The sequence below is a fragment of the Sphingopyxis sp. OAS728 genome (assembly GCF_014873485.1).
Classification (GTDB): Bacteria; Pseudomonadota; Alphaproteobacteria; order Sphingomonadales; family Sphingomonadaceae; genus Sphingopyxis.
This window is the reverse complement of sequence record NZ_JADBDT010000001.1, coordinates 4,108,781-4,127,044: the sequence shown is the minus strand read 5'-3', so window position 1 is coordinate 4,127,044 and position 18,264 is coordinate 4,108,781. Positions and strand designations below refer to the sequence as shown.

22 protein-coding genes are annotated in these 18,264 nt (G+C 65.3%); 9 read left to right on the top strand and 13 right to left on the bottom strand.

The window, feature by feature from the left end:
• Positions 1–25: 25 nt before the first annotated feature.
• Positions 26–361 (bottom strand): hypothetical protein, encoded by a 336-nt coding sequence (locus GGC65_RS19505; RefSeq protein WP_192648678.1) that lies wholly within the window; start codon positions 359–361, stop codon positions 26–28.
• A complete protein-coding gene (recR, locus tag GGC65_RS19500; protein ID WP_192648677.1) occupies positions 362–958 on the bottom strand; it encodes a recombination mediator RecR in 597 nt (198 codons plus the stop codon).
• Between the two features lie 35 nt (positions 959–993).
• Between recR and fmt the strand changes: the two genes are divergently transcribed.
• Together fmt and truA are read left to right on the top strand one after the other, a co-directional pair.
• Entirely contained in the window at positions 994–1,914 is a 921-nt protein-coding gene (fmt, locus tag GGC65_RS19495) for a methionyl-tRNA formyltransferase (protein WP_192648676.1), read from the top strand.
• On the top strand, positions 1,911–2,651 hold the full coding sequence (gene truA / locus GGC65_RS19490; RefSeq protein WP_192648675.1) for a tRNA pseudouridine(38-40) synthase TruA: 741 nt from the start codon (positions 1,911–1,913) through the stop codon (positions 2,649–2,651). The genes fmt and truA overlap by 4 nt, the downstream gene beginning before the upstream one ends.
• 54 nt (positions 2,652–2,705) lie before the next feature.
• Here truA and GGC65_RS19485 read toward each other — a convergent pair whose 3' ends face one another.
• Positions 2,706–3,233, bottom strand: coding sequence for a CarD family transcriptional regulator (locus GGC65_RS19485; RefSeq protein ID WP_062182596.1), 528 nt, complete (start codon positions 3,231–3,233; stop codon positions 2,706–2,708).
• 315 nt (positions 3,234–3,548) lie between these two features.
• On the opposite strand from GGC65_RS19485, the gene GGC65_RS19480 reads away from it, so the two are divergent.
• On the top strand, positions 3,549–4,361 hold the full coding sequence (locus GGC65_RS19480) for an SDR family NAD(P)-dependent oxidoreductase (RefSeq protein ID WP_192648674.1): 813 nt from the start codon (positions 3,549–3,551) through the stop codon (positions 4,359–4,361).
• A gap of 149 nt (positions 4,362–4,510) precedes the next feature.
• Here the strand turns inward: GGC65_RS19480 and GGC65_RS19475 are convergent, their stop codons facing one another.
• The 5 genes from GGC65_RS19475 to hisG all read right to left on the bottom strand — a co-directional run bounded on the left by GGC65_RS19475 (position 4,511) and on the right by hisG (position 10,267).
• Positions 4,511–6,628 (bottom strand): sodium-translocating pyrophosphatase, encoded by a 2,118-nt coding sequence (locus tag GGC65_RS19475; protein WP_192648673.1) that lies wholly within the window; start codon positions 6,626–6,628, stop codon positions 4,511–4,513.
• Positions 6,629–6,812: 184 nt separating this feature from the next.
• Positions 6,813–7,742: a thiamine-phosphate kinase gene (gene thiL / locus GGC65_RS19470; protein WP_192648672.1), complete on the bottom strand. Its 930-nt coding sequence runs from the start codon at positions 7,740–7,742 to the stop codon at positions 6,813–6,815.
• A gap of 117 nt (positions 7,743–7,859) precedes the next feature.
• Positions 7,860–8,315, bottom strand: coding sequence for a transcription antitermination factor NusB (nusB, locus tag GGC65_RS19465; protein WP_192648671.1), 456 nt, complete (start codon positions 8,313–8,315; stop codon positions 7,860–7,862).
• A 10-nt stretch (positions 8,316–8,325) separates the two neighbouring features.
• On the bottom strand, positions 8,326–9,618 hold the full coding sequence (gene hisD, locus GGC65_RS19460) for a histidinol dehydrogenase (RefSeq protein ID WP_192648670.1): 1,293 nt from the start codon (positions 9,616–9,618) through the stop codon (positions 8,326–8,328).
• Positions 9,605–10,267, bottom strand: a complete 663-nt coding sequence (gene hisG, locus GGC65_RS19455) for an ATP phosphoribosyltransferase (protein WP_192648669.1) — start codon at positions 10,265–10,267, stop codon at positions 9,605–9,607. Before hisG ends, hisD begins: the two co-directional genes overlap by 14 nt.
• A 39-nt stretch (positions 10,268–10,306) precedes the next feature.
• Between hisG and GGC65_RS19450 the strand changes: the two genes are divergently transcribed.
• Both GGC65_RS19450 and GGC65_RS19445 read left to right on the top strand, forming a co-directional pair.
• A complete protein-coding gene (locus GGC65_RS19450) occupies positions 10,307–11,386 on the top strand; it encodes a DUF2332 domain-containing protein (protein WP_192648668.1) in 1,080 nt (359 codons plus the stop codon).
• A gap of 203 nt (positions 11,387–11,589) precedes the next feature.
• On the top strand, positions 11,590–12,276 hold the full coding sequence (locus GGC65_RS19445; RefSeq protein ID WP_225941306.1) for a hypothetical protein: 687 nt from the start codon (positions 11,590–11,592) through the stop codon (positions 12,274–12,276).
• A 28-nt stretch (positions 12,277–12,304) separates the two neighbouring features.
• Here the strand turns inward: GGC65_RS19445 and GGC65_RS19440 are convergent, their stop codons facing one another.
• Entirely contained in the window at positions 12,305–12,751 is a 447-nt protein-coding gene (locus GGC65_RS19440; RefSeq protein ID WP_225940919.1) for a DUF1465 family protein, read from the bottom strand.
• Between the two features lie 115 nt (positions 12,752–12,866).
• Positions 12,867–13,064, bottom strand: coding sequence for a YdcH family protein (locus GGC65_RS19435; protein WP_039572523.1), 198 nt, complete (start codon positions 13,062–13,064; stop codon positions 12,867–12,869).
• Positions 13,065–13,187: 123 nt separating this feature from the next.
• On the opposite strand from GGC65_RS19435, the gene GGC65_RS19430 reads away from it, so the two are divergent.
• A complete protein-coding gene (locus GGC65_RS19430) occupies positions 13,188–13,346 on the top strand; it encodes a DUF465 domain-containing protein (RefSeq protein ID WP_192648666.1) in 159 nt (52 codons plus the stop codon).
• Positions 13,347–13,391: 45 nt separating this feature from the next.
• Here GGC65_RS19430 and GGC65_RS19425 read toward each other — a convergent pair whose 3' ends face one another.
• The 3 genes from GGC65_RS19425 to GGC65_RS23470 form a co-directional block, all read right to left on the bottom strand.
• Positions 13,392–13,781 (bottom strand): PilZ domain-containing protein, encoded by a 390-nt coding sequence (locus tag GGC65_RS19425; RefSeq protein ID WP_192648665.1) that lies wholly within the window; start codon positions 13,779–13,781, stop codon positions 13,392–13,394.
• A gap of 86 nt (positions 13,782–13,867) precedes the next feature.
• Positions 13,868–14,329 (bottom strand): RNA polymerase-binding protein DksA, encoded by a 462-nt coding sequence (gene dksA / locus GGC65_RS19420; protein WP_039572520.1) that lies wholly within the window; start codon positions 14,327–14,329, stop codon positions 13,868–13,870.
• 717 nt (positions 14,330–15,046) lie between these two features.
• A complete protein-coding gene (locus tag GGC65_RS23470; protein ID WP_225940918.1) occupies positions 15,047–15,931 on the bottom strand; it encodes a hypothetical protein in 885 nt (294 codons plus the stop codon).
• 150 nt (positions 15,932–16,081) lie between these two features.
• Here GGC65_RS23470 and GGC65_RS19410 point away from each other — a divergent pair, with 150 nt between their 5' ends.
• The 3 genes from GGC65_RS19410 to serS are packed head-to-tail and all read left to right on the top strand — an operon-like array spanning position 16,082 to position 18,211.
• Positions 16,082–16,426 carry an ArsR/SmtB family transcription factor gene (locus GGC65_RS19410; RefSeq protein ID WP_192648664.1) on the top strand — a complete coding sequence of 115 codons (345 nt, stop codon included), beginning with the start codon at positions 16,082–16,084 and terminating at the stop codon, positions 16,424–16,426.
• Positions 16,423–16,887 carry an SRPBCC domain-containing protein gene (locus tag GGC65_RS19405; RefSeq protein WP_192648663.1) on the top strand — a complete coding sequence of 155 codons (465 nt, stop codon included), beginning with the start codon at positions 16,423–16,425 and terminating at the stop codon, positions 16,885–16,887. Before GGC65_RS19410 ends, GGC65_RS19405 begins: the two co-directional genes overlap by 4 nt.
• A 43-nt stretch (positions 16,888–16,930) precedes the next feature.
• Positions 16,931–18,211, top strand: a complete 1,281-nt coding sequence (serS, locus tag GGC65_RS19400; RefSeq protein WP_192648662.1) for a serine--tRNA ligase — start codon at positions 16,931–16,933, stop codon at positions 18,209–18,211.
• Positions 18,212–18,264 lie beyond the last annotated feature (53 nt).

Here is an 18,264-nt window from a genome sequence, read left to right as displayed (position 1 = left end):
GGGGGCGTCGGGTCAAGAGGTGGCTTTAGCTCTTGCGCCGCTGCCTCGCCCGGGTTGCGCTTTCACTGTCCGGGTATTCGGGTGGAAGACCATATTTTCCCACGCGGTCGTACTGCCGGTCGTTCTCGATCGATATCTCTTTGAGATAACGTGCGTATCTCCAGCCGACAAAAAGATTCCAAACGACGAACCAGGCCGCGGCTACAGCCCATACCCATTCCCATAGCTTGTCCAGAAAGAACAACGGCAGAAAAGGTAACATGCCAGGCAACAGAACGGCTTCGACCCTTCCTGCTGAACCACGAAGGAATTTGTCGGTCCAGCGGCAGGCCACCCGCCAAATTTGTCTCGCGATCCCCATTTAACCCACCGGTCTTCTAGCCCTCAGCGCCTGCGCCAAAGTCCCCTCGTCCAGATAATCCAGTTCGCCGCCGACCGGCAAACCATGCGCAAGTTGCGTGAGCCGCACCGGATAGCCCTCCAGCCGCTCGGCCAGATAATGCGCCGTCGTCTGGCCCTCCAGCGTCGCATTCATCGCCAGCACCACCTCATCGATGCCGCCCGCGGCGACGCGGGCGACGAGGGCGTCGATACTAAGATCCTGCGGTCGCACGCCCTCCAGCGCCGAGAGCCGCCCGCCGAGGACATGATATTTGCCCGGGAAGAGCCGCGACTTGTCGAGCGCCCAGAGGTCGGAGACCTCTTCGACGACGCATAGCGACCGCGCATCGCGGCGCGGGTCGGCGCAGATTGCGCACGGATCCTGCGTATCGACATTGCCGCAAATCCCGCAGGTGACGAGCCGCTCGGACACCGTCTGGAGCGCCGCGAGGAGCGGTGCGAAGCTGCTTTCGCGCTTCTTCATCAGGTGCAGCACAGCGCGCCGCGCCGAGCGCGGACCGAGGCCCGGCAGGCGGGCGAGTTGCTGGACGAGCGCTTCAATCTCTTGCGATGCCATGACGGATCGTCTTAAGCGGCGCGCGAGAAATGACAATGCGCATCGCCTTTATGGGAACGCCGCCCTTTGCGGTACCGACGCTCGCCGCACTTCACGCGGCGGGGCACGACATCGTGGCGGTCTATAGCCAGCCGCCGCGCCCCGCGCAGCGCGGCAAGAAATTGCAGAAGAGCCCGGTGCACGTCTGGGCCGAGGACCATGGCCTGCCCGTGCGCACGCCAAAGAGCCTCAAGACCGAAGAGGCGCAGGCCGAATTCGCGGCGCTCGACCTCGATATCGCGGTGGTCGCGGCCTATGGCCTGATCCTGCCGCAGGCGATCCTCGATGCGCCGCGTGAGGGCTGTCTCAACGTCCATGGCTCGATCCTGCCGCGCTGGCGCGGCGCCGCGCCGGTGCAGCGCGCGATCCTGTCGGGCGATACCGAGACCGGCGTGACGATCATGCAGATGGACATCGGGCTCGACACGGGTGCGATGCGGCTGATCGAAACCACGCCGATGGGTCGCAAGAGCGCGGGCGTGTTGACGCACGAGCTTGCCGAGATGGGCGCGTTGATGATGGTGAAGGTGCTGAGCGACCTCCACGCCTTCCCGCCCGAACCGCAGCCCGAGGACGGCGTCACCTATGCTGCGAAGATCGACAAGAGCGAGGCGCGGCTCGATTTCCTGACGAGCGCCGCGCAGGTCGAGCGGCAAATCCGCGCGTTCAACCCGATGCCCGGCGCCTTTTTCGAACTCGATGGCGAACGCTACAAGATTTTGGCGGCCGAGGTTGTCCATCCCGCTGACACCGTCGCGGGCGCGGCCCCCGGCGCGACGCTCGACGACAGCCTGACCATTGCCTGCAACCCCGGCGCGATCCGCGCGATGCGCGTCCAGCGCGCCGGAAAGCCCGCTATGGACGCCGGCGAATTGCTCCGCGGACGCGCGATCGTGGCGGGTACGCGCCTCGCATGACGCGTTTCGCACTCACCGTCGAATTCGACGGCCGCCCCTTCATGGGCTGGCAGCGGCAGGCGCATGGGCCGAGCGTGCAGCAGGCGATCGAGGAAGCGATCCACCGCTTCACCGCGGAGACGGTGCAGGTGTTCAGCGCCGGGCGCACCGACGCCGGCGTCCATGCGATCGCGATGCGCGCGCATGTCGATATCGAAAAGCCGCTGACGCCGTTCAAGCTGACCGAGGCGCTCAACGCGCAGCTGCGCCCCGCGCCGGTCGCGATCGTCGGATGCGAGATCGTCCCCGACGACTGGCACGCGCGCTTCGCCTGCATCGGCCGCAGTTACGAATATCGCATCGTCAACCGCCGCGCGCCGCTGACGTGGGACAAGGGCCTGTCCTGGCAAGTAGCCCGTCCGCTCGATTCCGATGCGATGCACGCGGCGGCGCAGCAGTTGATCGGACTTCATGACTTCACGACCTTCCGCTCGGCGCACTGCCAATCGCAAAGCCCTGTGAAGACGCTGGACAAGCTGACCGTCAGCCGCCACGGGGAAGAGATCATTGTAGAAGCGGCGGCGCGCAGCTTCCTCCACCATCAGGTGCGCTCGATGGTCGGCTGCCTCGCGCTCGTCGGTTATGGCAAATGGTCGGCGCGCGACCTCAAGGCGGCGCTTGATGCGGCCGACCGCAACGCTCTCGGCCTCAATGCGCCGCCCGACGGACTGTATTTCGTGAGCGCAACCTACCCCTGAACGAAAAAGGGCGGCCCTACCAGACCGCCCTTCCCTTCATCGCTGTGGACGCGATTAAACTTTTTCGGCGTAATAAAGCGGCGCATGTTCGTTGAGGATCTGGAGGATCTTCGCCTGCGCCGTCTTTTCGTCGCTTTCTTCCATCGCGCCAAGTTCGCGCGCGAGGCGGCTCGATGCCGCTTCGAAGATCTGGCGTTCCGAATAGCTCTGTTCGGGCTGGTCGTCGGCGCGGAACAGGTCGCGCGTCACTTCGGCAATCGACACGAGGTCGCCCGAGTTGATCTTCGCTTCATATTCCTGCGCACGGCGCGACCACATGGTGCGCTTCACCTTCGGCTTCGTGGTCAGGACCTGCAGCGCTTCCTTCAGCGTCTTGTCCGACGACAGCTTGCGCATGCCGACGCCTTCGGCCTTGTTGGTCGGAACGCGAAGCGTCATCTTTTCCTTTTCGAAGCGGAGAACATAGAGTTCCAGCTGCATGCCGGCGATTTCGGACTTTTGCAGCTCAATGACGCGCCCCACGCCATGTTTGGGATAAACAACATAGTCACCGACTTCGAAGACGGGGGTGCTTGCGGACATTCAAGTTCCTTTCAGTGGCCTTGCCGGTCGACAGGAAAGCGCGTGAACAGCGGTATATCCGGCCCTCTGCTGGAGGGGGATTGGGCTGGTAGGGCGGCGCTAGCCAATCAGAGTGACAAGGGATGTGGCTCCATCGGAAACGCCAAGGATGCCCCAGCCCGGCGGCGGGAAGAGGCACAGTGTCGGCGTGTTGATATTTATTATAACAGATTCGCAACAAAATTGCCAGCCCCGCACGGAAATGCGTTGGTCGGCACCTTGACGGCTCCTCACACCCGTTTCAGGTTGAAACGAAATCATAGATAGGGAGCCGGTATGCAGGATCAAGTTTGGTGGATCACGGGGGCCTCCTCTGGCATCGGCGCTGCGCTCGCGCGGGCGCTGGGCGCGCGCGGCGCGAAGCTGATCCTGTCGGGGCGCAATGTCGCGGCACTGGAAGAGGTCGCCGCCGGCTCCGCTACGGAGACGCTGGTCCTGCCGTTCGAGGCGACCGATTATGCCGCCCTGCCCGCCATCGCCGGGCAGGCATGGGGCTGGCAAGGGCGCATCGACGGCCTCGTCAACAACGCCGGAATCTCGCAGCGCAGCCTGGCCGTCGAGACCGACTTTGCGGTCTATCAGCAGATCATCGGCGTCGACCTGCTCGCGCCGATCGCGCTCACCCAGCAATTGCTGCCGCGCATGGTCGGCGCGGGCGGCGGGCAGATCATCGCGATATCGAGCGTCGCGGGCATCGCGGGTGTGCCGCTGCGCAGCGCCTATTCGGCGGCGAAGCATGGCATCATCGGTTATCACGACGCCGTGCGCGCCGAGAATGAGCATCTGGGTTTGAAGGTCCTTGTCGTCGCACCGGGATCGGTGCGGACGAACGTGAGCCGCAACGCGCTGAATGCCGATGGCAGCACGCGCGGCGAAAGCGATGCCGCGATCGAGAATGGCCTGTCGCCCGACGATGCAGCAGCGCAGATGCTGGCGGCCGTCGATGCCGGGACACGCGAGTTGGTCGTTGCGGAAGGCGCCGAGGCGGCGATCGCAGCGCTGCGTCGCGGCGATCCCGACGCGCTGTTCGATCGGATGAGCGCGATGGTGCAGGCGGGCTATGCGCAGCAGATGAAGGCGACCAAATAAGATATTTCGTCATGCCGGACTTGATCCGGCAGCCATCGCGGGGCTGAAGTCATGGACCCCGGATCAAGTCCGGGGTGACGAAGGTAGAATGAAAAAGCCCCGCCGGATCGCTCCGGCGGGGCTATTCTTTTACCCGCAGGCGGCGCGGTTTAAACCGCGCCGTGCGCCAGCGCCGCGAGGAGAAGAATCGCCACGATGTTGGTGATCTTGATCATCGGGTTCACCGCCGGACCCGCGGTATCCTTGTACGGATCGCCGACGGTGTCGCCGGTGACGGCAGCCTTATGGGCCTCGCTGCCCTTGCCGCCATGGTTACCGTCTTCGATGTACTTCTTGGCATTATCCCATGCGCCGCCGCCCGAGGTCATCGAGATGGCGACGAACAGCCCTCCGACGATCACCCCGAGCAGGAGTGCGCCGAGCGCTTCCAATGCCGCGGCCGGACCCGCGACCGCACGGATTACGAAATAGACCACGATCGGCGCCAGCACCGGCAGCAGCGACGGGATGATCATTTCCTTGATCGCCGCCTTGGTGACGAGGTCGACCGTACGCGCATAATTGGGCTTCGATTCATAAGTCATGATGCCCGGGTTTGCCTTGAACTGGTCGCGGACATCCTTGACCACCTCACCCGCCGCGCGGCCGACCGCGGTCATGCCCATCGCACCGAAGAGGTACGGCAGGAGCGCGCCGAGCAGCAGCCCGACGATGACATAGGGCGACGACAGCGAGAAGGTCAGCGGCTCGGTCAGGCCGAGCTTCGCCGAATATTCGGTGATGTCGGCGGTGTAGGTGCCGAACAGCACCAGCGCCGCGAGACCCGCCGAACCGATCGCATAGCCTTTGGTCACCGCCTTGGTCGTATTGCCCACGGCGTCGAGCAGGTCGGTCTTTTCACGAACCGAATCGTCGAGGCCCGCCATTTCGGCGATGCCGCCGGCGTTGTCGGTGACCGGACCATAGGCGTCGAGCGCAACGACCATGCCGGCGAGTGCTAGCATTGCAGTGGCCGCGAAGGCGATGCCAACGATACCCGCCGTCTGGAACGCGACGACGATACCGACGCAGATCACCAGCGTCGGCAGCGCGGTCGATTCAAGGCTGATGGCGAGGCCCTGGATCACGTTGGTGCCGTGGCCCGTTTCCGATGCCTTGGCGATCGAGCGCACCGGCCGATAATTGGTGCCGGTGTAATATTCGGTGATCCAGATGATCAGCCCGGTGATGACGAGGCCGAGCAGCGAGCAGTAGAAAAGGTCGCTGCCGTTGAAGGTCGTCCCCGTGATGTCGGTCGCCATGTCGCCCTTCAGCACATAGCTGGTCGAGAACCAGATCGCCGGGATCGAGAGGACCGCGGTGACGAGGAAGCCCTTGTACATCGCGCCCATGACGTTGGTCGACGAGCCGAGGCGGACAAAGTAAGTGCCGATGATCGAGGTCACGATACACACGCCGCCCATCAACAGCGGCAGTGTCATCAGCGGGAGCAGCATGTCGCCCGCGCCCTTGAGCAGCAGCGCGATCAGCACCATCGTGGCGCCAACGGTGACGACATAGGTTTCGAACAGGTCGGCCGCCATGCCGGCGCAGTCGCCGACATTGTCGCCGACGTTATCGGCGATAACGGCCGGGTTGCGCGGATCGTCTTCCGGAATTCCGGCCTCGACCTTGCCGACGAGGTCGGCGCCGACGTCGGCGGCTTTGGTAAAGATGCCGCCGCCGAGACGCGCGAAGATCGAGATCAACGAGGCGCCGAAAGCAAGCGCGACGAGCGCGTCGACGACGGTGCGGTCGTCACCGCCGACGGTGTAACCACCGGGGCCGATCAGATACCAGAAGAAGACCGAGATCGCGAGGAGCGCGAGGCCCGCCACGAGCAAACCGGTGATCGCGCCCGCGCGGAACGCCATGGTCAGGCCCGACTGCAATCCGGTCTGCGCCGCGGCCGCTGTGCGGACGTTGGCCTTGACCGAGATGTTCATGCCGACGAAGCCCGCGACGCCCGACAGGAGGGCGCCGATGACAAAGCCCGTCGCCGAGATCGCGCCTAGGAAAAACCCGACGAGGATGGCGACGACGACGCCGACGATGGCAATGGTACGATATTGACGGCCGAGATAGGCCTTGGCGCCTTCCTGAATGGCGGCGGCGATTTCCTGCATCTTCTCATTACCGGCGGAGGCGCTGAGCACCTGCCGCGAGGTAATGAATCCATAGAGTACGGCCACCAGGCCGCACGCTATCGCGATCAAAACCGGATTCATGCGTGACTATTCCTTCCCCATGCGAAGGGCGACGCAGAAGATAGCAGTCGAGCACGTCCGACTTATTGATGCCGGTTCGCTCTCTCCCCTGATGCGACCGCCCTAAATTTGGACGCCGAGTTATGGGAAGAAAGAAAGCCAAGGGCAAGCCCGGTTATTCCCAGCTTTTTCGTGGATTCCAGCGCTAGTGCATGAAACCGAGACGGTCGGGCAGCGCGATGCGCTGCGCCCGGTGAGTGAGCGTGATTCCCTCTCCCACCCCGGCGTGGCCGAGCATTGTCACCATGATGTTCAGCCCCGCGGCAATCTCGCGGATCGCCCCCGCAGCGCTCGGGTCGGCGGTAAACAGCAACTGATAATCATCGCCCGCGGTCGCCGCCGCGAGCCGCGTGTCGAGCACATCGGGGCGCACCGCGAGCAGCGCCGCCGACAGCGGGATCGTCTCGAGCATGATGCCGAACTCGCACCCGCTTGCTGTCGCCATGCGCTGGGCATCGATCAGCAGGCCGTCGGACACGTCCATCATCGCATGGACATGCGGCACGACCGCCTGCCCGAAGGTCAGCTGCGGCTGCGGCTTTTTATAGGCGGCGAGGCAGGTCTCGTTCGCCGCCTCCTGCCCCAGCCGCATCGCGAGACCGAGCCCGGCGTTGCCGATCGTCCCCGTCACCCAGATCTGGTCGCCCGGCCGCGCACCGCCGCGCGACGGTGCGCCGCCGGCGCGCGCGCGGCCGATTGCGGTCAGTCCGAAGCTGCGCGGAGCGCCGGCCGGGACGCGCACGGTGTCGCCGCCGAGCAGGATAACCCCGAAGCGGCGAAGCACGACGTCGAGCCCGTCGACGAAGGCCGCGTCCCATTCCTCGTCGCCAAGGCTGTAGCCGACCAGCACCCCGATCGGCGCCGCGCCCTTGGCAGCAAGATCGGAGAGGTTCACCGCGACGAGTTTCCACGCGATGTCCTGCGGCGCGTCGTCGGGAAGGAAGTGGATGCCCTCGACGATCATGTCGTGGGTGAGGACGAGGTCGCCCAGCACCGCCGCATCGTCGGCGAGCCCGCGCGCGGCGGGGTCGGTCGCGATCGATCGCAGACGGGCGATGAAATCGGCTTCGCTCATGTTACCCTCCCGTCCGATGAGGGGTGGCCTTCGTTCGTGTCGAGCGAAGTCGAGACACCCATCGAGATGGCGCCAAGCCGAGGGGCATCTCGACTTCGCTCGATGCGAACGGATATCTTATGCGCTGGTTCCGCGCACATCCTTGCCGATCGCATCGAGCAGGCCGTTCGCAAACCCCGCCTCGCGCGTATCGAAAAACGCCTTCGCGACATCGACATATTCGCTGACCACCGCACCGACCGGCACGTCCCCGCGCGCCATCAGCTCGTAGGAGCCGGCGCGCAGGATCGCCTTCATCGTGCGGTCGAGCCGCTCCATCGACCAGCCGCTCGCCAGCCGCGCGACGATCGCCGCATCGATCTCTTGCTGACGCGCCAGCGTGCCCTTCACGATATCGTCGAAGAAGGCGGTGTCGGCGTCGGCATATTCCTCGTCCTCGATCGTCGCGCCGATGCGGTGCATATGGAATTCGTGGATCAGCTTGGGCACAGGCGTGCCCTCCATCTCGTGCTGATAGAGCGCTTGGACGGCGGCGAGACGGGCGGCGGAGCGGGACTGGGAGCGTTTGTTCATGGTTCTTTTCTTAGCTGAGGCGCTGGCTGACCGAAAGCGCATGGGCGGGTAGCCCTTCGGCGCCGGCGAGCGCGACCGCGGCCGGACCGATCGCGGCAAGGCTCGCCTGATCGAGCGCGAGGAAGCTGGTGCGCTTCATGAAATCGGTCACCGACAGCCCGCTCGAAAAGCGCGCGCGGCGGCCGGTCGGCAGCACATGGTTCGGACCCGCGACATAGTCGCCGATCGCTTCGGGAGTCTGGCGGCCGAGGAAGACCGAGCCGGCATGGCGCACCTTGGCAAAGAGCGCGTCGGCTTCGGCGGCGTCGACCGCGAGTTCGAGATGTTCGGGCGCGAGCCGATCGCAGAGCGGGATCGCGTCGGCCAAGGTCGGCACGACGATCACCGCGCCATTGTCGGCCCAGCTTTCCTGCATCGTCGGCGCGGTCGCGAGGGTCGGAATGATATAAGCGACCGCCGCCGCAACCGCATCGGCGAAATCGCCGTCGTCGGTGAACAGGATCGACTGGCTCGTCGGATCATGCTCGGCTTGGCTGAGCAGGTCGGCGGCGATGATATGCGGTTCGTTCTTCGCATCGGCGACGACGACGATCTCGCTCGGCCCCGCGACCATGTCGATGCCGACGACGCCATAGACCTGCCGCTTCGCCTCGGCGACCCATGCATTGCCGGGGCCGGTGACGACGTCAACCGGCGCAATCTTGTCCGTACCATAAGCAAGCGCTGCGACCGCCTGCGCCCCGCCCACGCGCCAGATTTCGTCGACCCCGCCGATATGCGCGGCGGCCATCACGACTGGATTGGTCTCGCCGCCCGGCGTCGGCGTCATCATCACGATGCGTTCGACCCCCGCGACCTTCGCGGGCAGGATGTTCATCAGCACCGACGAGGGATAGGCAGCCCGCCCGCCCGGCACATACACCCCCGCTGCATCGACAGCGCTCCACCGCGCGCCGAGCCGGGCGCCAGTGGCGTCGCGATAGTCGCGGTTCTCGGGAAGCTGCGCAGCGTGATAGGCGCGGATGCGGTCGGCGGCGAGGTTCAGCGCATCGCGAAGATCGGGTGCCAATGCTTCATACGCCGCAGCGCATTCCTCTTTCGAAATGCGCCAACCGCTTGCATCGAGATCGAAGCGATCGAACTTCGCGGTATAGTCGGCGAGCGCGGCGTCGCCCTCGGCCTTCACGCGCGCGATGATCGCGGCGACGTCGGCGGAGACATCGGATGTGCTTTCGCGCCGATCGTTGACCAGCGCATCGAACTCGGCCGCAAAGCCGGGCTCGGAGGCATCAAGCCGCCGCATCGCCCTGCCCCACAGCCTGACGGAATTTCTCGACCAGCGCCGGCACTTCGGCCGAGCGCAGCTTGAACGCCGCGCGGTTGACGATCAGCCGCGCCGATACTTCGCTGATGATCGTCTGCTCGGCGAGCGCATTTTCGACGAGCGTGCGCCCGGTCGAAACCAAGTCGACGATGTGCGAAGCGAGGCCCAGCTTCGGCGCGATTTCCATCGCCCCGTTCAATTTGATGCATTCGGCCTGGATGCCCTGCGCTTCGAACCAGCGGCGCGTCGTCGACGGATATTTGGTCGCAACGCGAATATGGCTTTCACCGAGCCCCGGCGGCGCGCTGCCTTCTGGCCCCGCCAGCGACAGGCGGCAGTGGCCGATGCCAAGGTCGACGGGGGCGTAAAGCTCCGAATAATCGAACTCGTCGACCACGTCCGATCCCACGATACCGAGCTGCGCCGCGCCATGCGCGACGAAGGTCGCGACGTCGAAGGCGCGAACGCGGATCAGCGACACATGCGGCTGATTTGTCCCAAAAACTAACGCTCTGCTTTTCTTGTCGAAAAACTCTTCCGACGGCTCTATCCCGACGCGCGCAAGCAGGGGCAGCGCCTCGTCGAGGATGCGCCCTTTCGGGATGGCAAAGATGATCGGTTCGGGCATAAGCTTGCGCGCCCATAAGCGGCGAGAGGAAAAAGGGCAATGAGCGAGCGCTACAAGCAGATCGACATGGCCGAAACCGGCCCCAAGGCCGTCCGCACCGCCTTTGCCAATCAGGTCGCCTATTGCCGCGCCAACGATGCGCGGGTCACCGCGCGCATCGTTGCGGCGCTCGGCGCGCTACTCAGCAAGCCCACAAGCGAATTCGCGCGCCGCATCGCCGGATGGCAGGGGGCGCCGCTCGCCGATGCGCTGCCGCTGCGCGCCGCCGGCGGCATCCACGCGCTGCACCTGTCGCAGGCCGCCCACGAACTCGCGCCCATCTATGCCGATTCCGAAGACATCAACGACAATGCGATCATCGCCGGGGTCGTTGCGCGCCACGAGGCGGCGTTGCTTCCCTGGCTCGACGGCCCGCCGCAGACCAATGAGGCGGGGCGCTCGTCGAACTTCATCGCGGCGATGCTCTGGCTCGCCGACAAGGGCCTGCCGCCGCGCTTCGACTGCCTCGAAATCGGATCGAGCGGCGGGATCAACCTGATGATCGATCGTTATCACTACGACCTCGGCGGCGTGCATGTCGGACCGCAGCCCGGCGCGATGGCGTTCAAGCCCGAATGGCGCGGCAACCACCCGCCGCAACATGCGATCGAGTTCGTCGGTCTAAAAGGGTGCGACGTCGCGCCGGTCGACCTGACCGATCCCGCGCAGGCGCTGCGGCTGAAAGCCTATATCTGGCCCGAGCATCATGTCCGCTTCGCGCGCATGGAGGCCGCGATCGCCGCCGCGACCGAGGATCCGCCGCACCTGATCCACGCGAACGCCGCCGATTTCGTCGAAGCCGAACTCGCGCAGCCGCAGGCCGAGGGCACGACACGCGTGCTGATGCATTCGATCGTCTGGCAATATGTCCCAGCCGACCAACAGGCCCGGATCACGACCGCGATGGAAAATGCGGGAGCGCGGGCGACTGCTGCGAAACCGTTGGCGTGGGTCGCGCTCGAGGCGAATCGCACGGTTCATCATCATGAGCTGGTCGTGCGATACTGGCCCGGGGGCGAGGCGCCGCGCAAACTGGCCCACGCCCACGCCCATGGCGCGTGGATCGAATGGATTGGATAGCCTGACGCGGCCGGTGCGGGCGCTGCACGCCCTTGTCAAAGCCCGGGCGTCCCATTATTCCCCGCCAACCTAGCCGCGAGCCCCTGACCAGCGGACGCCGACACCAAAGATTGCTTCAGCTGAACCCCGTTCCAGCCACTCCCTACGTCGAACAGCTCAGCATCGGGGCGGGACGCCGCGCGCTTGCGATAAGCCTGGCGGTCTTGATCCCCGCGATCCTGCTGCTCCTGCTGCTCACCTATGGCCTCGAAACGCCGCCCGACCGCCGCGAGGAACATGTCAGCGTTGTGAGCCTCGAGGCCAGCGAGATTGCCGCGGAATCGCCCGAACCGAGCAGCGCGGAGCGGCCGCAGCCCAAAGAACAGCCCGCTCCCGAGGAACCGCAGCCGCCCCAACAGGCCGAACCGCTGCCCCCTCCACCACCCGTCATACCGAAGGCTTCGCCGACGATCCCGACGCCAAGCGAACGGCCGCCATCGCAGGTGACTCCTCCGCCCACCACGCGGCCACCGACCGGGCGGGTTTATGGGCCGCCCAATGTCGGCGGCTCGTCCTCCTCCTCCCGCGATACCGAACGGGTGGGCACCGCTCCCAATGGCGAGCCGCTCTATGCCGCGGCCTGGTATCGCGAGCCGCGGGACGACGAGCTGCGCGGCTATTTGTCGACCGCCAGCGGGCCCGGCTGGGGGTTGATCGCCTGCCGCACGGCGCCCGATTATCGCGTCGAGGATTGCGTCGGGCTCGACGAATATCCGACCGGATCGCAGATCAATCGCGCAGTGCTCGCCGCGGCATGGGCGTTCCAGGTACGGCCCCCGCGGCTCGGCGGACAGCCGCTGGTGGGCGCTTGGGTTCGGATCCGGATCGATTACGGCACGAAGCGGCGTTAGGGCCAGGCGACCAGCCCGACAAAAGACGTCAGAGCCGCGCTTCGAGCCGCGCCAGCAATTGCTGCACCGGCGCAATCGCCGGCGCTTCCCAGCCCGCCTCGAGCATCGCGATACGCTCGAACAACCGTTCGCTTGCCGCAATGATCCGGCAGGTCGATACGTCGAAGCCCGTACAAATATCCCAGTCCGCCGGAACCGGCTCGCCGATCCGCGCCGCGCTGTCGTGTGGGCCCGCACCGGGATCGCCCGCGAACATCGCGCGGCGGTGAAGGAGCCACGCGATGACATGCATCAGCCGTGTGGTGGTCTTCAGCGATTCGCACGCGAGGCTGATCTGCGAGGCCGCATCGCCGCGAGCACGGCCGAGATCGCGCTGAACCGCAAAGGCGGCGTGCGCTTCGTCGGCGAGAAGCATCGCCTCGACATAGAGATTTTCAACCTGTGCGCGCTGCACCGGCACATCGATTGCCATCATGTTCGTTCGCCCACCGACCATGTCCACGGGATGCCACGCCTCCCGCAGGGTCCGCAATGGCGGTAACCATGAAAGTTCGAAGCCGCGTCGTCCCGTTTTAATTCAAGCGGTTGGTTCAGGCGATGATGTCGGGAACCAATTGGTCTTCGCACCAGGAAATTTCGTCGCGCAGCCTGAGCTTGCGCTTCTTGAGCCGCGCGAGTTGCAGCTGATCGGGAACCGCGGCGGAGCCGAGCGCAATGATCGCGGCATCGAGGTCGCGATGCTCGATGCGAAGCAGTTCCAGGCGCTGGGTAATTTCCTCGGGGCTCACCCTTCCTCCCTGCCACGTTCACCACTGGTCCGCAACGGGGACCGCCCCACCGAATCGTCACGACATCGGGACGGTTTCGTGATTTAATTCGCCCTGCCCATCGAGTCGAAAAGGAGAATGCCAATGAGCACGTCGCACCTTTCCACCTTGAAGTCCCGCCACGCGGACCTCGATGCGAAACTTGCGAATGAAGAGCGCCGCCCCGCCCCCGATACCGGAGTGGTCGCGCAGCTCAAGAAGCAGAAACTTAAACTGAAGGAAGAGATGCTCGCGATCGTCTGATCGCCAGCGCTATCGCCCCGCTGATGCTGCCCTATGAAGGACGCATCAGCGCCGGCGGTAGAGGGGGCCCTTCTCAAGCCCCGTACGCCGAAGATGCGGCGGCAAATCGGACTGCGAAACCACCTGACGACGCACCGCCTGCGGGTCGACCGGCCGGTCGAACGCGATGCCGAATTTGCCCTCGCCCGCCCAGACGATCCGGCCCGAAACCCGGCCGACGTTGCGCAGCTCGACTTCGACCGCGCCGCCTTGGGCGACCTGCACCATCGCCTCTGCCAGCATGCCGCCGGGCGACAGGTTGCGCACGCGTACGGTCACCGAATCAGGACGGCCGGGCAGGGTCAGGCTCGCCTGCATGAACAAGCTGTCCCGATCGGCGCCGCGCGACAGCGCCGCCACTTCTTCATCGACCGTTACCGGCTCACGCGATTCCATTGCGACCATTCCCCGCGTTATGTCAGGGTCGCGAATCTAGAAGCCAGCCGTTGCGGAAACGTAAATGGGACCGGGGTCCTTTACGACTAATCTTCGCGTGAAATCCGTTCGTTGCGCTCGTGACGCTCCTGCGCCTCCAGCGTCATCGTCGCGATCGGGCGCGCCTGCAGGCGGGCGAGCGAGATCGGTTCGCCGGTCACCGCGCAATAGCCATATTCGCCCTCGTCGATGCGGCGGATCGCCGAATCGATCTTGGCAATCAGCTTGCGCTGGCGGTCGCGGGTCCGAAGCTCGATCGCCCAGTCTGTCTCGCTCGATGCGCGGTCGGCAAGGTCGGGTTCGCGAAGCGGGCCGTCCTGAAGATGCGCGAGCGTCGATTCGGATTCGGACAGGATCGACTTTTTCCAAGCGAGGAGCAGGCCGCGGAAATAATCCTGCTGCCGCTCATTCATAAACTCTTCGTCGTCGCTGGGGACATAGTCCGAATCGAGATTGGATTTGGCTTCGCGAAGCGCGTCAGCGCCAACGTCGGCAATCTTGGTCGGCATGAGGGGCTCTCGCGTCCTTTCCTGTCACCCTGCTAGCCGCCATGCGGTGCAGGGAGTGGCGCGCCTATAACCAGCCGCTCGCGACGATACAAGCGCCTAAGCTGCGGATAGCGACAACCCGTGAAGCGGCGATGAACCGGGACGGCAAAAGCAGTGATTCTACATAGTTGGTCGCCACGCGGCGCGACCGGCGGACCCATCTGATTTAGGGCCGAAGGTTAACCAATCGCATAGAATTGCTGCATATTCCGTTCTGTTTTGGGACAGATATAGCGATTTTGGTTGATTCCGCGTCGCAATTCCCGCTCTCGGACAGGCAAACGCGGTTAACACAATTGCCGCGTTCACAAAGCTTTGGCCTTTTGGGGTATAGCGAAGGTGATTGGGGGGTGCCGGCCGGTGGCGCTTCGCACCTGCAACGGGAAAGAAAGAGAAGCCTATGTCTGTCCGAATGGCCCTTGCCAAGCTTTGCGCCTGTACCTGCGGGGGCGCAATCATCGGTAGCGGCGCGATGCAGATCGCCGACGTTCCGAAGGCGCGCGCCCAGACGGTCCAATCGTGCAAGCCCTGCGTCGGCAAGAAGGTCGTTCGCAAGCGCCATGCCGCGCGCAAGCCGGTGAAGCGCGTGCGCCGCGTCGTCACGACAAAGCGCGTCATCCGCACCGCGACCCCGCAGCAGCAGGTCGTGACGCAGACGATCCCGCTACCCCCGATCCCCTATGCGCCTTTCCCGCGCGGCGGCTTTGAAGGCGGCGGCAGCGGCGGCGGCGTGACCGTGATCGGCGGCGGTTTTGGCGGTGGCTTCGGCGGCGGGTTCTTTGGCGGCTTCTTCGGTGGCAGCAGCGGTGGTGGCAGCAGCGGCAGCATCGTCGTCACCTCGACGACCACCGGCGGCGTGTCGACCTCGAGCAGCACCTCGTCGGGCGTCTCGACCTCGACGGGCGGCGTTTCGACCTCGACCGGCGGTGTGAGCACCTCGACCGGCGGCGTGTCGACCTCCACGGGCGGCGTCAGCACGTCGACCGGCGGCGTTTCGACGTCGACTTCGACGGGCGGCGTCTCGACCTCGACCGGCAGCGTCAGCACATCGACCTCGTCTGGCAATGTCTCGACCTCGTCGGGCAACGTCAGCACGTCGTCGTCGAGCAGCAGTTCGTCGTCGAGCTCGTCCTCGTCGTCTTCCTCCTCGTCGTCGAGCTCGTCCTCGTCGGGCGGCTCGTCGAAGGGCGGCAGCTCGGGTTGGGGCAGCTCGTCGAAGGGCAGTTCGGGCTGGGGCAGCTCGTCGCGCGGCGGCAGCTCGAGCAGCAGTTCGTCATCGTCCTCATCCTCGTCTTCGTCGTCCTCCAGCAGCACGTCGAGCGGCGCGACCTCGTCGGGCGCGACCGGCAGCAGCAGCAGCTTCGGCTCGACCGGCAGCACCAGCTCGTCATCCTCGTCGAGCAGCAGCTCGTCATCGAGCTCCTCCTCGTCGAGCTCGGGCGGCAGCAGCAGCCACGGTGGCTCGTCGGGCGATCCGACCCCTGTTCCCGCACCGCCGATGATGCTATTGTTCGGCGCTGCAGCCGCTGCGCTCGTCGTGCGCCGCCGTGCCGCGAACCGCAACGACGCCGACGCGGCTTAAGAGATCCACTGGCGGTTTGGGGGGCTATCCCGAACCTCAGAAACTAAGGGCTGCCCTTCGGGGCGGCCCTTTTTTATTCCCGACGATAAATCAGTTTGCTATATGGAAAACTATTCATCATAGTTCGCTATATGGTGAACCAACAAGTCGCACTCGATTCGCTCTTCCATGCGCTCGCCGATCCGACTCGCCGCGCGGTTGTCAGCCGCCTGCTGAAAGGCGCCGCGCCGGTTAAGCAACTGTCCGAACCGTTCGAGATGGGCCTCCCCGCCTTCCTCAAACATCTGTCGGTGCTCGAAGGGTCGGGCCTGATCCGCACCGAAAAGCACGGCCGCGTCCGCACCTGCCGTGTCGACACCGAACGGCTTGCGGCCGCTGAGGGCTGGCTCTCGCAGCAACGCGCGATCTGGCAGGGGCGCACCGATCGCCTCGCCGACTTCGTCGAATCGCAAACACCCCCGGAGCAAAAATCATGACCGACGACACGACCCTCACCATCTCGCGCCTGATCGCTGCCCCGCCGTCAGCCGTGTGGAACGCGTGGAGCGTGCCCGAGAATCTGGCGAAATGGTGGATCCCCGCGCCGATCGAATGCCAGGTCGTCACGCTCGACCTCCGCCCGGGCGGCGGCTTCGTCACGCGGATGCGCGAAAACGGCGCGGGCGATTTCCAGCCGCATGTCGACGGCTGCTTTCTGGAAGCGATCCCGGAAAAGAAGCTCGTCTTCACGACCGTGCTCACCGAAGGCTGGCAGCCCGTCGAGCCATGGCTCGCACTGACCGCGATCCTGACCTTCGAAGCACGGGATGGCGGCACCCTCTATTCGGCACGCGTGCTCCACAAGACGCCCGAAGACAGCGCAAAGCATGACGAGATGGGTTTCTACGAAGGCTGGGGCACGGCGATCGGCCAGTTGGCGGCGTTGGTCGAACGCTAAGACGGACTTGCGCCGCGCGGGCGGCAACGCCATAGCGCGGCGCATGCACGATATCCGCCTGATCCGGGAAAATCCCGAAGCGTTCGACGCCGGCCTCGCGCGCCGCGGTCTCGAACCCCTGTCCGCACAGATCGTGGCGGCCGACGTGTCGCTGCGCGCGTTGCAAACGGAGATCCAGGGCTCGCTCGCGCGCCGCAACGAGGCGTCGAAGCTGATCGGCCAGGCGATGGCGCAGGGCGACAAGGACAAGGCCGAGGCGCTGAAGGCCGAGGTCGCCGACCTCAAGACCGCCCTTCCCGCCAAGGAAGATGCCGAGCGCGAACAGCTTGCCGCGCTGCAGGACATGCTCGCCGCGATCCCGAACATCCCGCTCGATGACGTCCCCATGGGCGAGGACGAGGAAGGCAATGTCGAGATCGCACGCTGGGGCACCCCGCGCAGCTTCGACTTCGCGCCGCAGGAACATGCCGATTTCGCCCCCGCGCTCGGTCTCGATTTCGAGACCGCGGCGAAGATGGCCGGCGCGCGCTTCGCCTTCCTGAAGGGCCAGATGGCACGGCTCGAACGCGCGCTCGGCCAGTTCATGCTCGACAAGCAGACCAATGACGCGGGCTACACCGAATGCGCGACCCCGCTGATGGTCCGCGACGAAGCCGCGTACGGCACGACGCAGCTTCCGAAATTCCGCGAGGATCTGTTCCAGACCACCGACGGCCGCTGGCTGATCTCGACGTCGGAGATGAGCCTGACCAACGCGGTGCGCGAGGAAATCCTGCCCGAGGCCGAGCTGCCGGTCCGCATGACCGCGCTCACCCCCTGCTTCCGCTCCGAAGCCGGGTCGGCGGGGCGCGACACACGCGGCTATATCCGCCAGCACCAGTTCTGGAAGGTCGAGCTCGTCTCGATCGTCCGCCCCGAGGACAGCGATGCCGAACTCGAACGCAAGACGCGCGCCGCCGAAACGATCCTCGAGGCGCTCGAACTGCCGTATCGCAAGATGCTGCTGTGCAGCGGCGACATGGGTTTCTCGGCGCGCAAGACCTATGACCTCGAAGTCTGGCTGCCCGGGCAGAACGCGTACCGCGAGATTTCGAGCTGTTCGACCTGCGGCGATTTCCAGGCGCGGCGCATGAACGCGCGCTTCCGCCGCGAAGGCGCCAAGAGCAACGAGTTCGTGCATACGCTGAACGGCTCGGGGCTTGCCGTGGGCCGCACGCTCGTCGCGATCCTCGAAAATTACCAGCAGGCCGACGGCAGCGTCACCATTCCGGCGGCGTTGGTGCCGTATATGGGCGGGATCACCAAGCTGACGCCAGCCACTTAAACCCGTCACCCTCGAACGAGACAAGTGGCTCGTTCGACTTGATCCGGGGTCCA

Bases quoted from the DNA above. Each gene is read 5' to 3' on its own strand.
- GGC65_RS19410 (WP_192648664.1), top strand. From the start codon at position 16,082: ATGGTGAACCAACAAGTCGCACTCGATTCGCTCTTCCATGCGCTCGCC.
- GGC65_RS19485 (WP_062182596.1), bottom strand. From the start codon at position 3,233: ATGTCCGCAAGCACCCCCGTCTTCGAAGTCGGTGACTATGTTGTTTAT.
- GGC65_RS19480 (WP_192648674.1), top strand. From the start codon at position 3,549: ATGCAGGATCAAGTTTGGTGGATCACGGGGGCCTCCTCTGGCATCGGC.
- GGC65_RS19405 (WP_192648663.1), top strand. From the start codon at position 16,423: ATGACCGACGACACGACCCTCACCATCTCGCGCCTGATCGCTGCCCCG.
- hisD (WP_192648670.1), bottom strand. From the start codon at position 9,618: ATGCGGCGGCTTGATGCCTCCGAGCCCGGCTTTGCGGCCGAGTTCGAT.
- nusB (WP_192648671.1), bottom strand. From the start codon at position 8,315: ATGAACAAACGCTCCCAGTCCCGCTCCGCCGCCCGTCTCGCCGCCGTC.
- GGC65_RS19475 (WP_192648673.1), bottom strand. From the start codon at position 6,628: ATGAATCCGGTTTTGATCGCGATAGCGTGCGGCCTGGTGGCCGTACTC.
- recR (WP_192648677.1), bottom strand. From the start codon at position 958: ATGGCATCGCAAGAGATTGAAGCGCTCGTCCAGCAACTCGCCCGCCTG.
- GGC65_RS19505 (WP_192648678.1), bottom strand. From the start codon at position 361: ATGGGGATCGCGAGACAAATTTGGCGGGTGGCCTGCCGCTGGACCGAC.
- dksA (WP_039572520.1), bottom strand. From the start codon at position 14,329: ATGCCGACCAAGATTGCCGACGTTGGCGCTGACGCGCTTCGCGAAGCC.
- GGC65_RS19430 (WP_192648666.1), top strand. From the start codon at position 13,188: ATGAGCACGTCGCACCTTTCCACCTTGAAGTCCCGCCACGCGGACCTC.
- GGC65_RS19440 (WP_225940919.1), bottom strand. From the start codon at position 12,751: ATGATGGCAATCGATGTGCCGGTGCAGCGCGCACAGGTTGAAAATCTC.
- serS (WP_192648662.1), top strand. From the start codon at position 16,931: ATGCACGATATCCGCCTGATCCGGGAAAATCCCGAAGCGTTCGACGCC.
- truA (WP_192648675.1), top strand. From the start codon at position 1,911: ATGACGCGTTTCGCACTCACCGTCGAATTCGACGGCCGCCCCTTCATG.
- fmt (WP_192648676.1), top strand. From the start codon at position 994: ATGCGCATCGCCTTTATGGGAACGCCGCCCTTTGCGGTACCGACGCTC.
- GGC65_RS19425 (WP_192648665.1), bottom strand. From the start codon at position 13,781: ATGGAATCGCGTGAGCCGGTAACGGTCGATGAAGAAGTGGCGGCGCTG.
- hisG (WP_192648669.1), bottom strand. From the start codon at position 10,267: ATGCCCGAACCGATCATCTTTGCCATCCCGAAAGGGCGCATCCTCGAC.
- thiL (WP_192648672.1), bottom strand. From the start codon at position 7,742: ATGAGCGAAGCCGATTTCATCGCCCGTCTGCGATCGATCGCGACCGAC.
- GGC65_RS19450 (WP_192648668.1), top strand. From the start codon at position 10,307: ATGAGCGAGCGCTACAAGCAGATCGACATGGCCGAAACCGGCCCCAAG.